The organism is Alteromonas sp. Cnat2-8 (assembly GCF_022348355.1).
GTDB classification, from domain to species: Bacteria; Pseudomonadota; Gammaproteobacteria; order Enterobacterales; family Alteromonadaceae; genus Alteromonas; species Alteromonas macleodii.
In genome coordinates this window covers 299927-313157 of record NZ_JAKREX010000004.1, presented here as the reverse complement: position 1 = coordinate 313157, position 13231 = coordinate 299927, and the positions used below count along the sequence as shown (strand labels likewise).

The following is a 13231-nucleotide window of genomic DNA, read 5'->3' as shown; positions in this document are numbered from 1 at the left end:
TAGGCCTTGGCAACGAATTGTAATACTTTTAACTATTTAAACGGCGTGACAACAACTCCATGTCAGATTCTTTAGAACAAGCAAAGCAACAAATAGCAACACTTCGCAACACACTTAATGAGTACAACTATCAGTACTATGTGATGGATGACCCTTCGGTTCCTGATGCAGTATATGATAGAGATATGCAGGCGCTTATTGCGCTAGAAAAACAATATCCTACGCTTCAAAGCCCGAATTCTCCCAGTCAAAAAGTAGGGGGCGCAGCGTTATCGGCCTTTGAACAAGTTACCCATGATGTTCCTATGTTGTCGCTGGATAACGCCTTTGATGAAGAATCACTGCTTGCCTTCGAAAAACGTTTAAAAGACAGACTAAAAGATTCGGCAACGTTAGATTTTAGCTGCGAACCCAAGCTAGATGGTTTAGCGGTAAGTATTCTGTACGAAAATGGTGAATTAGTGCGTGCTGCAACCCGTGGTGACGGCCAGGTAGGCGAGAATATCACGGCTAACGTGCGTACCATTTCTAATGTGCCGTTAACGCTTCGTGGTGAGCATTATCCTGAGCGCGTAGAAGTGCGCGGTGAAGTGTTTATGCCTCGTGAGGGCTTTGCAAAACTCAACGAACATCAAAAAGAAACGGGTGGTAAGGTTTTTGCAAACCCTCGTAATGCTGCGGCTGGCAGCTTACGACAGTTAGACTCTAAAATTACGGCCAAGCGCCCGCTGATGTTTTATGCTTATTCGCTAGGCGTAGTGCAACCTGAAAGTTTTGAATTACCCACAACACACAGCGAGCGCCTAAAACAATTGGGTAATTGGGGGCTGCCATTGTGCCCTGATATCGATACTGCTGAGGGCGGTAAGGGCTGCTTGGCGTACTACAACCACATTTTGGAAAAGCGCGACAGTTTGCCGTATGACATTGACGGCGTTGTGTTTAAGGTTAACCGTATTGACCTGCAAAATGTCCTTGGATTTGTGGCTCGAGCGCCTCGCTGGGCGATTGCGCAGAAGTTTCCTGCACAAGAAGAAGTGACTAAGTTACTGGACGTTGAGTTTCAAGTAGGAAGGACTGGTGCAATCACGCCGGTTGCCCGTTTGGAGCCTGTATTTGTGGGTGGAGTAACTGTGTCGAATGCTACACTTCACAACCAAGACGAAATTTCGAGATTAGGCGTTAAAGTTGGCGACACTGTGGTAATCCGCCGTGCGGGTGACGTTATTCCTCAGGTGGTGTCTGTGGTAGAAGCTAATCGCACTGGAAGTGAAACTGACATTACTTTCCCAAGCCAATGTCCGGTTTGTGACTCGCAGATTGAAAAACTAGAAGATGAAGCGGTTGCTCGTTGCACCGGTGGACTAATTTGTGCCGCACAACGCAAACAGGCGCTTAAGCATTTTGCTTCGCGTAAAGCATTCGATATTGATGGTCTGGGCGACAAGTTAGTCGATCAGTTAGTTGACGCTGATCTTGTGCACAGTCCCGCCGACTTTTTCACGCTTTCGTTAGGCGATGTTGTTGGGCTAGAGCGCATGGCTGAAAAGTCTGCCACTAAGCTACTGGCATCGCTTGAAGCTTCAAAGCAAACAACGCTTGCCAAGTTCCTATACGCATTGGGGATCCGTGAGGTTGGCGAAGCTACTGCGGCAAACTTGGCTGCGCACTTCGAAACCTTGGAGGCTATTCGCGAGGCGTCGCTTGAAGCACTGGTTGAAGTCCAAGACGTTGGTGAAGTGGTGGCTACCCACATTTTCAATTTCTTTAACGAGTCACACAATACCGATGTTATTGATGCGCTGTTAAAAGAAGGAATTAACTGGCCTGCTATTGAAAAGCCAGATTCGGATAATTTGCCTCTTGAAGGCAAAACATGCGTTATTACCGGTACGCTTAGCGAAATGGGGCGTTCTGACGCGAAAGCACGTTTGCAGTTACTTGGTGCAAAAGTGGCAGGCTCGGTAAGTAAGAATACCGACTTCCTAGTTGCAGGAGAAAAAGCGGGTTCCAAATTAACTAAAGCACAAGAACTAGATGTTGAGGTATGGGACGAAGCTGCGCTTATCGCTTTTTTATCGGAGCATGAAAAGTAGTCTGTCTGGCTTAAATTCAATAAGAGCGCTAGGCGTAATGGTTTTCCTGAATAGATTTACGCCGAACTCATATTGATTGTTACCAATAAAAAACGCCACTTCTATGAAGTGGCGTTTTTTGTAATTCTTGCTCTGTCTTTTACGGCGTACTTTGTACTGAACGTTGTAAGGGGCTTGAGAAAAGGTAAATATTTCTACAAACCCTTAAGTGTAGGGCTCTCACGCTAGTGGGCTTCTTGATTCCGCATTTGTCTGCGTCTTTCCCAGGCTTTTTTCACTTGAAAGCGCCAAACCCAGTTCAAAGAGAAATAACCCGCTAGTCCAAACACAACCGAGCAAATTCCACACCCGACTAGAAATGCAGGGCCGATGGTATTAATGCTTTCTACAACCCACTGCCAACTAAACTGAAATTCAAAATGCTCAGGCTTGGTCCCAAGTACAGTAGTACCAACCTTGTAAGCCCCATAGAATATAGGCGGAATAGTAAATGGGTTAGTCACCCAAACAGTTGCAACAGATAAGGGCAGGTTTGCTCGAAATGGAATAGCTAAACCGGCAGAAAGCCACATTTGAAACGGTACCGGCCAAAACGCGAAAAATAAACCTATGCCAAATGCACCAGATGCAGAACGACGGTTTAAGTGCCAAAGATTGGGCTCGTGCAATACGCTACCAAAAATTTTTAAAGCTTTGTTTTGCTTAATGCTTTGGTGATCTGGCAAAAAACGTCGGATAAATTTCTTAGGCATAAATATCAATGCATCTCGAAAATAAAATCAAAAAAGACAGAAAAAATAACAGTAAACGGAATTGCGCAACATGAATTTGCACCACTCACATTCACTCACTGTCAATTGCTACGTGAAAACATGGTCAATCGTATCACAATTTGCTTAAGCTGTTTTTGCGCTAGCGCAATAAGTGCAGTTTTCTGGCAAAAACTTCCAAGTACTCACAGCATGGCATTGATGATTGCCATTTTAATAATATCTGTGACTATCATTATATTCATTTCGACGACAAAACCCGCTGAACATCATGCATTTCCAGAGGTGCTGCTATGTTGGGCAGTGAGCGGGCTGCTGTCTGGAGTACTTTGGGTGGCGAGTGTAGGGCATTTTTACTACGCTTGGCAACTGCCCCAAGGGAAAATTCAACAAGATGTCACAATTTCAGGTCGAGTTGTGTCGGGGGGATGTGTCTTCGGCACAGCTAGGGTGCTGGAAGCAACTTATCACTATGTTGTCGCTATTGAGTCTGTCAACCGTGAAAGCACCGCGACATTTCTAGACAAGGGTATACTTTCCCCCTTGCCTAAGCGTGTTTTAACTAGCACGTTTAATTTCAAAGCTCGTCTTACTCACCAACGTTATGAATTCCCAAATGATCGAAAAAGCGAAGGCTTAGCCAACAAGAAAATCGCATATGCTCAACAGGAGACTATAGGCGTGCGGCCTCAATCAGTTTCTCCGTCCCAAGTGAAATTAAATTGTTTGCACAACGGCGATACCTTCACCGCAATTGTAAAACTTAAACCTGCATACGGTACGGCTAATCCTGTTGGAGCTAGCCGACAACAGCAGTTGGTTAGCCAATTTATTCATGCAACTGGCTACATCAAGTCGATAGAGCACGATAAAACAAAGCATAATCACTCAGTGCGTTATGGACTTGCTACAACATTGCAGAAGCTAGACCTTATCCATGAAAGATGGTGGCGCGCATTGCTGCTAGGGGATAAAACGGGCTTTACGTTGGGTGATTGGACGCTGTTACAACGTACCGGCACTGGGCACATGTTTAGTATATCAGGCATGCATCTATCACTTATCGCTGGGGTCTGCTTATTGTTTTTTAACCCCGTTATATTTTTACTCACGCATGTTACAGGCCTATTAGGCAGAGCGAAATATTGGTTAGTACGTTCAGCCTCCATCAACTATCCGGCAACAGGACGAAAGAACAGAGAGCTGCAAACAAGTAAGATGTTTCAAACCAGCGCGCCAATTAGAGCCTCTGTGCTATGTGTGCTTATCGCTGCTTGTTTTTGTTACGCGCTGCTTAGTGGAAGCGCATTGCCGGTTGTGCGTGCGCTTATACTAGTAACTATGGGGTGTGTGCTGTCTCTTTCTCGACATGCATGGCGGCCAGTAAATGTTGCGCTCACAATGCTTACTTTGAGCTTGTTGCTGTTTCCTTTCTCTATATTAAGCGCTAGCTTTTACTTGAGCATAGGGGCTGTACTGTGCATTTGGTTTTTAGTTGTTGTTTGGGGGCTACATCGAGCACCATGGTATGTGTCTTTGTTTAAACTACAAGTAGCGCTTACCGTAATAATGATGCCGCTAACCCTAATATGGTTTGGTAACGCCAGTTTTATTGCAGTTGTTACTAACTTAATCGCCTTGCCCGTCATATCGTTACTTTTACCTATTTGTTTAATTTCGTTGCTGGTCATTCACTTTGTTGAGTTTAGTTTCGCACAACAAATTACGGGTATGCTTATGCATTACAGTGATGCGTGTTTAGGGTATTTGTTATCGCTTTTGAACGTTCTTAGTCAGTTTTCCGGGAGCGCTATCAATTTTTACGTAAGTAGTGATGCGGCACTTTGTCTAATTGTCGCTTTTTTTATTTTTCTTTTGCCAACATGGCGGTACAAAGCTATCTGCGTAGCGCTTCTCTTGCTCCCATCGCTAAGCATTTTTCAAAAGTGGTTACCTACCAATGAATCGATATGGGCGCTGCATGTATTTGATGCGGGCCAGGCCAGTGCTATTGCAGTGACTGCGGGAGGTCGGGCTATGATTATTGATTCTGGCGCTCAGTTTAATGGCAATGCTCATACTGCAACGAAACACCTGTTACCTTTTTTGGAAAGTAGGCATATTTCAAATATAGATGTTGTAGTTCATACGCATAGTGACAACGATCATGCAGGTGGCGCATTAGCCATTGAACAACACGCCTTAGCTAAAAAAGCCACTTTCTACACACCAACATTAGGTTGTGAGCGAGGAAAGCGTATTCGCTGGCAGAATTTAACAATCAATTTTCTATGGCCGCCAAATGGCAATAAAGAAGACAACAATGCCATGTCGTGTGTGGTTAAAATAACAAGCGACTCTGGTAGCGTGTTAATTCCTGGTGACATTGAGAAAACAAGTGAGTACGCGTTGATAACCCGTGAAATCATGGATGGTTTTTCAGAGGGGGCTTCAATGGATACTTTAGCGAGTTCTACAAATCTAAGTGCCGACATTCTTATTGCGCCGCATCACGGAAGCAAAACGTCTTCTACTAATGTTTTTATAGAACACGTTGCACCAAAAGCTGTGATTTTTACGCAAGGTTATGAGAATAGATGGCAGTTTCCTGCGTATGTTGTGGCTAAACGTTACGAGCGTTTGGGCGTAACGCAATATTTAACAAGCTATCACGGATATATAAACGCAACCTTCGATAAGGACTCTTTCCATATAGATTCCCAACGTGGAACGTTGAATAATCGCTGGTATTTACCAGGCATTGCACCACGACACCTCAAAGACTAAGTAATATCGCCAAATGCCAAAAATATTAGCTTGTAACGAAACGAAGATGTGCACGAATACCTTTAAATAAGTATGAAGTGGCCACACATTATTCACTTAGTTGGCAGACTAACCAATTTTGCCGCTATATTAGTGAATTAGAGCGAGAACGAGTACAATACTTCCAACGCGTTTTTGTTAACGTTTCAAACAGGTTAAAAAAACTACATGCAACAAGCCGACAACTCGGATTATCAAATTAAGCGCTTTTTACAGTATCTTAAAGCGTATAAAGTGCCTTTCGTTTTTGCCATCATCGGTATGATTGGTTATTCCGCGGTAGATACCTTCGTATTTTCCCAGCTTCAGCCAATGATTGACGAGTCACTGGGGAAAAACGACCATGACTATCTACGTCTAGCCGCATATGCGATTGTGCCGCTCTTTTTGTTACGGGGTGTTTTCAACTTTTTAGGTAGTTACACGCTAAGCTGGATTGGTGCTCAGGTGGTAATGCGCATGCGCCAGCAGTTGTTTGAAAAATACATTCATCTTCCAGTGGCATTTCACGATAATCATGCGGTTGGCGGGCTTATCAGTAAAGTCACCTACGATACAGAGCAAGTGGCTAATGCATCTGGTAAAGCGCTGCTAACATTGGTGAGGGAAGGCGCACTGGTCATCGGTTTGCTGTGTGTCATGTTCTATTACTCATGGCAGCTTTCTCTCATATTTCTTTTAATTGGCCCGATTGTGGCAGTGATTGTTTCTATCGTTAGTAAGCGTTTTCGCGTTGTAAGTAAAAACATTCAACAATCAATGGGCAACCTAACATCGTCGGTAGAGCAAGCGGTGAAAGGTCACAAAGTTGTGATCATGTTTGGCGGTCAAGAAATAGAGCAAAAGCGTTTCGAGCAGAAAAACAATCACAACCGTCAACAGTCAATGAAGTTGAATGTCACTTCTATTTTGAGTGTGTCTTCAATACAGGTAATAGCGTCAATTGCCCTTGCAGTCGTTCTGTTTATTGCCAGCACGCCTGGTATGCTTGAAAAGCTTACTGCAGGTGTATTTATCAATGTGGTCTTTTGCATGGTAATGCTGCTGAAGCCCCTTAAACAGCTCACTACCATTAATAACCAATTTCAAAAAGGTATGGCAGCCTGCGCCAGTATTTTTGAAATTCTTGATGAAGCAGACGAAGAAGATAAAGGGAAAACCAAAGTAGAGCGCGCAACAGGAAAAATTGAATTTGACGACGTTACGTTCTCTTATCCAGGAAAACAGACGCCCGCGTTATCTAATGTGAGCTTTATCGCAAACCCTGGGCAGTCGATTGCTTTGGTAGGGCGCTCGGGAAGTGGTAAATCAACCATCTCGTCGCTGCTTACACGCTTTTACGTCCCGCAAGAAGGTGAAATTCGCTTGGATGACACGGCGCTCAACGATATTGATCTTAAAGATCTGCGGGCGCAGTTTGCCGTGGTATCGCAAAACGTTACGCTATTTAACGATACCATAGCTAACAATATTGCTTATGGTGCGCGCCAAAACGTATCACGTAAAGACATCGAGAATGCGGCAAAGATGGCGCATGTTGAAGAGTTCTTATCAAACTTGCCTGAAGGGTTAGATACGGTTATTGGTGAAAACGGCTTAATGCTTTCGGGTGGTCAACGTCAGCGTATTGCCATTGCTAGGGCAATACTTGCCGAAGCGCCCATACTTATTCTTGACGAAGCGACATCTGCCCTTGATACAGAGTCTGAGCGTTTGATCCAAGACGCATTAGAAACGCTGCAAAAACGATGCACCAGCATTGTTGTGGCGCACCGCTTGTCTACCATCGAAAACGCAGATTGCATTATGGTAGTGGAGCAGGGGCGCATTATTGAAAAAGGTAAACACAACGAATTGCTTGAAAAAGGTGGTCACTACGCGCAACTGCATGCGTTGCAATTTGGTGAGACTAAGTGAGTCAATCACAAAGTAAAACCAAGCACGATAAATGGTATTTCGGCCATCCTTTTGTGTGGCTGCTCTCACCATTTGCGCTGCTGTTCTACTTTATTTCGGCAATTCGCCGGTTACTTTTTAAAATTGGAATCAAAAAGGTCTTTAAGGCTAATGCTCCCGTGATTGTCGTTGGCAACATATCAGTGGGCGGCAACGGCAAAACGCCAGTCGTATTAGCTTTAGCCGATTATTACCAGAAGCAGGGCATTAAGGTCGGCATTTTAAGTCGGGGCTATGGCGCTAAATCACCAGAATACCCGCGATTAGTGAAAGGCGAAGATGATGCGTCTGAGGTGGGAGACGAACCTCGTTTACTGACCATTAGAAGCCAGTGCGACGTTGTTATCGATCCAGTCCGCGCACGTGGAGCCGCGTACTTAAGTGACGAATTACACTGCGATTTAATTATTTGTGATGACGGCCTTCAACATTACGCACTTCATCGCGACGTTGAAATTGTGGTGATGGACGATAGAAAAGTAGGCAGTGGTTATTTGCTGCCAATGGGGCCCCTTCGCGAAGGACAATGGCGCCTTGGTACCGTTGATGCGCTAGTACATAATAGCCGTTCAATGCCGACATTTAGCCATGCTGTAGCGCCTCAATATCTAATGACCTTAGTAGCTGGGGACTTCACCTCTGTTTCAAACAGAGTAAGAACCAGTCCCCTTGAAGAGATACAAAAAGTGCCGTGCAACGCAATTGCTGGAATAGGTTCACCTCAGCGTTTTTTCTCTCAGCTTAAAGAAATGGGTATCCAGCTTTCTTCGGCTATACCGCTGGCCGATCACCATGCGATCACACGGTCAGACATACCGAATGGCAGAGTATTAATGACAGAAAAAGACGCCGTTAAAGCTGCACCTTTTGCTCATAACGACTGCTGGTTTTTACCTGTTACCGCGCATTTAGCGCCAGACTTTTTTAATTTAGTAAATGTGAAACTTGCCAAGGCAGGTTTGAAGATCAACCAAGACGGACAGGAATAATAACAATGGCCTTTGATAAAAAGCTTTTAGAAGTTTTGGCTTGCCCAGTGTGTAAGGGAAAATTAGTTCTCAGTGATGATAGCACCCAGTTAGTGTGTCGATTTGATAGATTGGCTTTCGATATTAAAGATGGCATCCCTGTACTTATCGAAAGTAAAGCAACAGCATTGTCGTTAGACGATGTTGACGCAACACGGTAATAAAACGTTAAACTAAGTGGTAAATAAGGGCGAAATAAAGTTATGTCATTTACAGTTGTGATCCCTGCTCGATACGGCTCAAGTCGTTTTCCTGGCAAACCCTTAGCGCTAATTGACGGAAAGCCGATGATTCAACATGTGGTTGAACGTGCTAAAGAAGCTGGAGCCGATAACGTCATCGTTGCCACGGACGATGAACGTATTCAAAACGTTGTGCTTGGTTTCGCTCAAGTATGCATGACGTCTGTCAACCACCAATCTGGAACAGAGCGAATTGCTGAGGTTATCGAAAAAGAAGGCATTGTGAGTTCTATGATTGTGGTTAACGTACAGGGGGATGAGCCATTTATTCCCGCCGAAAACATCAGGCAGGTTGCAGATAATCTTGCCAATGCGCCTCAGTGCCAGATGGCAACGTTATCTACGCCTATCGAACGTGTTGAGGATGTGTTTAACCCTAATATCGTTAAGGTGTTGGTAAACGAAAAGGGTGAGTCTATCTATTTTTCACGTTCTCCTATTCCTTTTGAACGCGATCACATGATGGCAAACCCACAATCTGCGAATACGTCGCTGTACAAACGCCATATAGGTATTTATGCCTATCGTGCTGAATACATTAAGCAATATGTTGCCTATGCGCCTAGCTCTCTGGAGCAAATTGAATCCTTAGAACAGCTTCGAGCCATATGGTATGGCGATAAGATTCACTGTGAGGTGGCGATAGCGCCACCGCCAGTTGGAATTGATACCCCAGAAGATCTAGAACGTCTTTTAAAGACTATAAGTTAATAAGAAATGAGTGCTGAAATAGGGCTGACGCCTTGTAGTAAATTAGCAACAAGCCTTATTTAAACAGCCAGTTCTTATAAAAGGTGAGTGAAACCTTTTAAACGCATACACATAGTAACAAGGGAACCGTTATGAACGTAGTTATTACCGGTGGCAACAGAGGCATAGGCCTTGCGCTCACCAAGCAATATAAAGCACGTGGTGCGAAAGTTTATGCTACCTGTCGAAACAGTTGCGACGAGCTAAACAGTGCTGGTGTGACAATCATCAAAGGTGTGGACGTATCCCAACCAGAAATGTTGGCTGAAAAGCTTGCACCTTTAATGGACGTTAACATCGATTTGCTCATTAATAATGCCGGAGTGCTCGGACGCGAGAGTATTGACGATTGGGATCCAAATACCATCGATTATCAATTTAGGGTTAATGCATTAGGTCCATTGTTAGTTACTCAAACACTATTACCCGCAATGGCAAAAGACGGTAAAATTGCCATGATAACCAGTCGCATGGGTTCAATGGCAGACAATGGGTCAGGCGGCTACTATGGCTACCGAATGTCCAAAGCCGCACTAAACGCGGCGGGAGTTTCCATGGCGAATGATCTGAAACCCAAGGGAATTGCAGTAGGTATTTTTCATCCTGGATTCGTTCAAACAGAAATGGTCAATGGAGCGGGAGATATTGATGCTGATACCTGTGCTGAGCGTTTGTCACAACGCATAGATGAGCTAAATGTATCTAACGCAGGTCGCTTCATCCATTCAAATGGTGACGAGTTGCCTTGGTAGGTTTAATGATGGCTTGCCACAAACTCAATCAATAATGCATCACACCAAGAGAGCGCTTACGAAAAGCGCTCTTTTACTTTTAAACTACACCTGTTCTTAACTACATGATTCCAACGCGCCTTAGCTTTTTAGCGCGTTAAATCATACGTATCAATGATTTGCTTAATAGAACCGTCTTTTAAACGAGCGCTAAGGGCTTGGTTAAACTCTGGAAATAGTGATGCGCACTTAGATTTGGCGGAGATAGCAAAATGTACATTGTTTGAAGATATAGGTGACTGGCTTATTCGCATGCCGTCATTTTCTGGGTCGTTCAAGTGGCTTAGTGCTGCGCTTTGTGGTGAAACTGCGTAATCAGCACGATGTCGACGCATCATTTCATACATTTTGTCGTGGTCTTTAACTTCGATAATATTCAAGTTTGATTTAATGCTATCGAATTTTTCACCTAAGCTTATTCCTCGAGGCATCACACCAATATATTGCGCGAGTGCGTTGAGCGAAAGGTCGGTACCTCGCGTTTGAGAAAGTGAAGGAGAGAGCACAACGTAAACCTCTTCTGCTGCAAACGGTGCGGTGATAAGCCATTTTCGACTACGAGCTTCGTTCCAATAGTTTCCCGCCAAAATATCAAGCTCGCCCGCGTCGAGTTTGGATTCTATTCGTTTCCAGGGGAGCCCGGTTTCTATCTTTAGTGTGACACCTAAATCCCGTGCTAGCAGGGTTAAAACGTCAAATGCTATCCCCGTGGCTTTCAACCTTCCTTCAAACTCGTTAAATGCGTAGGGAAACCACTGTTGTGCTCCCGCGGTGTGTAAAGTCTTACACTCTGTACTGGCAAGTGCACGAGGGTTGAATACAAAAGTCAAAATGAGCACTATGCCAAATGACAAGATGTGGCGGGAAGAGTGTTTCAGTTTGGGGTAGGGTAACATTGCCATATTTTATTCACATACCACAGAAGATGGCATTGATAGTTTTACTTGTTTAATTATGTATAGGGTCTGCTATACATAAAACCCTATCGACTGGCAATTAGCCGATAGGGTTACAAAAATAACGAATAGATGACTTTCGAGTTTAGACTGCAGTTAATCGAAAGTTACAGCGCGGGATCAGCACCTTCGTCTTCTTCGTCTTGGTCTTCAGACAATACTGCCCATACGTCGTGTTCGTTAGCGTGAATAACTTCAGCCCATACACGATCGCCAGGTTTTACGTCATAAACACCGTTTAAATGAACCAGACCATCAACTTCCGGTGCGTCTGCATAGGTACGGCCGACGGCACCTTCCGCATCAACGCTGTCGATAACAACTTGATATTCGTTACCGATTCTCGCTTGAAGTCGCGCTGCGCTTATTTCGCCCTGTACTTCCATAAACCGTGCAAGGCGAGCTTGTTTCACTTCTTCTGGCACTGGGTCGGGGAGGTCATTTGCTCTTGCACCTTCAACAGGGGAATAGGCGAATGCACCAACACGATCAAGCTGCGCTTCGCGAAGGAAGTCCAATAACTCTTCAAACTCTTCTTCCGTTTCGCCCGGAAAGCCGACGATGAATGTCGAACGAATGACTAATGATGGGCACTGTTCGCGCCACTTTTTAACGCGCTCTAATACGCGCTCAGCACTACCTGGGCGTTTCATTAACTTAAGAATACGTTTGTTGGCGTGTTGAAACGGAATATCCAAATAAGGAAGGATTTTACCTTCGTTCATTAGTGGAATTAGGTCATCCACATGCGGGTAAGGGTACACGTAATGTAAACGGACCCAAATGCCCATTTCGCCCAGCTTTTCACACAACTGTTGCATGTGTGCTTTAACCGGCATGCCGTTCCAAAAGCCCGTTCTGTGCTTAACATCAACACCATAGGCGCTAGTGTCTTGTGAAATAACCAATAGCTCTTTAACACCAGCGTCTTTCAAACGCTTAGCTTCATCGAGTACGTTACCCACTGGGCGGCTGACAAGGTCGCCACGCATAGAAGGAATGATACAGAACGTGCAACGGTGGTTACAGCCTTCTGAAATCTTCAAGTAAGCATAATGACGAGGCGTTAATTTAACGCCGTGATCAGGAATAAGGTCTTCAAACGGATTGTGCTGGGGTTTTGGAAGATGATCGTGGACTTGCTCAACTACCGTTTCGTAGGCATGAGGTCCAGTAATAGCCAACACATTTGGATGAAGCTCTCTAATTTCGTCTTCTTTAACACCTAAACAACCGGTAACGATAACTTTACCGTTTTCTTTAAGTGCTTCGCCAATGGTATCTAACGATTCTTCTACCGCCGCGTCAATGAATCCACAGGTGTTAACGATAACTAAATCTGCATCGTTATACGTGGGGACGACGTCATAACCCTCGGTGCGAAGTTGAGTAAGAATACGCTCAGAATCAACCAAGTTCTTAGGACAACCTAAGCTAACAAAACCAATTCTGCTGCCATTGCTTTGTTGCGAAGGTTTGTTGTCACTTAATACCTTCACTGGCGTTTCTAGCGTGGTGGTTTTATTTACTACTTTGTTTGGATTAAACGTTTCTACTGTCATCTAAAATATCACCTGGAAAATGACTGAGCTTAAAATGGCCGCGGATTATACAGGAAAACACGCTTGTACGCAGTATATATAATTAGCGACCAAGATATAAATTATTGACGCATTCTCACAGTACAGCCGTAAGTTAGTCACTAAATGTGAAAACAAGTTTAAACGGCCACGGGTTTCATTGTAAAAGCGGCACGAACAAGGTTTAAAAATACCTTACTCACCCCCACATTTATCACTTCTTGAAAGTAAACATT

The 13231-nt window shown here is 44.3% G+C and carries 10 protein-coding genes; 7 read left to right on the top strand and 3 right to left on the bottom strand.

The annotated features are described in order from the left end of the window. Window positions 1-59 precede the first annotated feature (59 nt). Complete coding sequence (ligA, locus tag MHN00_RS12215; protein WP_239301281.1) at window positions 60-2096, top strand: NAD-dependent DNA ligase LigA; 2037 nt, start codon at window positions 60-62, stop codon at window positions 2094-2096. Window positions 2097-2320: 224 nt separating this feature from the next. Here the strand turns inward: ligA and MHN00_RS12210 are convergent, their stop codons facing one another. After that, a complete protein-coding gene (locus MHN00_RS12210) occupies window positions 2321-2848 on the bottom strand; it encodes a DUF2062 domain-containing protein (protein ID WP_014949426.1) in 528 nt (175 codons plus the stop codon). A gap of 120 nt (window positions 2849-2968) precedes the next feature. On the opposite strand from MHN00_RS12210, the gene MHN00_RS12205 reads away from it, so the two are divergent. From MHN00_RS12205 to MHN00_RS12180, 6 genes are all read left to right on the top strand, one after another. Next, window positions 2969-5653: a DNA internalization-related competence protein ComEC/Rec2 gene (locus MHN00_RS12205; RefSeq protein ID WP_239301279.1), complete on the top strand. Its 2685-nt coding sequence runs from the start codon at window positions 2969-2971 to the stop codon at window positions 5651-5653. 207 nt (window positions 5654-5860) lie between these two features. Continuing rightward, window positions 5861-7609, top strand: a complete 1749-nt coding sequence (gene msbA / locus MHN00_RS12200) for a lipid A export permease/ATP-binding protein MsbA (protein WP_014976526.1) — start codon at window positions 5861-5863, stop codon at window positions 7607-7609. Continuing rightward, window positions 7606-8637 (top strand): tetraacyldisaccharide 4'-kinase, encoded by a 1032-nt coding sequence (gene lpxK, locus MHN00_RS12195; RefSeq protein WP_239301277.1) that lies wholly within the window; start codon window positions 7606-7608, stop codon window positions 8635-8637. Before msbA ends, lpxK begins: the two co-directional genes overlap by 4 nt. Before the next feature lie 5 nt (window positions 8638-8642). After that, on the top strand, window positions 8643-8837 hold the full coding sequence (locus tag MHN00_RS12190; protein ID WP_014949430.1) for a Trm112 family protein: 195 nt from the start codon (window positions 8643-8645) through the stop codon (window positions 8835-8837). Window positions 8838-8879: 42 nt separating this feature from the next. After that, the gene (gene kdsB / locus MHN00_RS12185) at window positions 8880-9629 is read left to right on the top strand and encodes a 3-deoxy-manno-octulosonate cytidylyltransferase (protein WP_239301276.1); all 750 of its coding nucleotides are present in this window, start codon (window positions 8880-8882) and stop codon (window positions 9627-9629) included. A 131-nt stretch (window positions 9630-9760) separates the two neighbouring features. Beyond that, the gene (locus tag MHN00_RS12180) at window positions 9761-10420 is read left to right on the top strand and encodes an SDR family oxidoreductase (protein ID WP_014949432.1); all 660 of its coding nucleotides are present in this window, start codon (window positions 9761-9763) and stop codon (window positions 10418-10420) included. 128 nt (window positions 10421-10548) lie between these two features. Here MHN00_RS12180 and MHN00_RS12175 read toward each other — a convergent pair whose 3' ends face one another. Further along, entirely contained in the window at window positions 10549-11361 is an 813-nt protein-coding gene (locus tag MHN00_RS12175; RefSeq protein ID WP_239301275.1) for a transporter substrate-binding domain-containing protein, read from the bottom strand. Between the two features lie 161 nt (window positions 11362-11522). Next, a complete protein-coding gene (gene rimO, locus MHN00_RS12170; RefSeq protein WP_014949434.1) occupies window positions 11523-12977 on the bottom strand; it encodes a 30S ribosomal protein S12 methylthiotransferase RimO in 1455 nt (484 codons plus the stop codon). Window positions 12978-13231: the final 254 nt, after the last annotated feature.

Coding starts and splice junctions, on each gene's coding strand:
- MHN00_RS12205 (WP_239301279.1), top strand. CDS start 2,969: ATGGTCAATCGTATCACAATTTGCTTAAGCTGTTTTTGCGCTAGCGCA.
- msbA (WP_014976526.1), top strand. CDS start 5,861: ATGCAACAAGCCGACAACTCGGATTATCAAATTAAGCGCTTTTTACAG.
- MHN00_RS12190 (WP_014949430.1), top strand. CDS start 8,643: ATGGCCTTTGATAAAAAGCTTTTAGAAGTTTTGGCTTGCCCAGTGTGT.
- rimO (WP_014949434.1), bottom strand. CDS start 12,977: ATGACAGTAGAAACGTTTAATCCAAACAAAGTAGTAAATAAAACCACC.
- MHN00_RS12210 (WP_014949426.1), bottom strand. CDS start 2,848: ATGCCTAAGAAATTTATCCGACGTTTTTTGCCAGATCACCAAAGCATT.
- MHN00_RS12175 (WP_239301275.1), bottom strand. CDS start 11,361: ATGGCAATGTTACCCTACCCCAAACTGAAACACTCTTCCCGCCACATC.
- ligA (WP_239301281.1), top strand. CDS start 60: ATGTCAGATTCTTTAGAACAAGCAAAGCAACAAATAGCAACACTTCGC.
- kdsB (WP_239301276.1), top strand. CDS start 8,880: ATGTCATTTACAGTTGTGATCCCTGCTCGATACGGCTCAAGTCGTTTT.
- MHN00_RS12180 (WP_014949432.1), top strand. CDS start 9,761: ATGAACGTAGTTATTACCGGTGGCAACAGAGGCATAGGCCTTGCGCTC.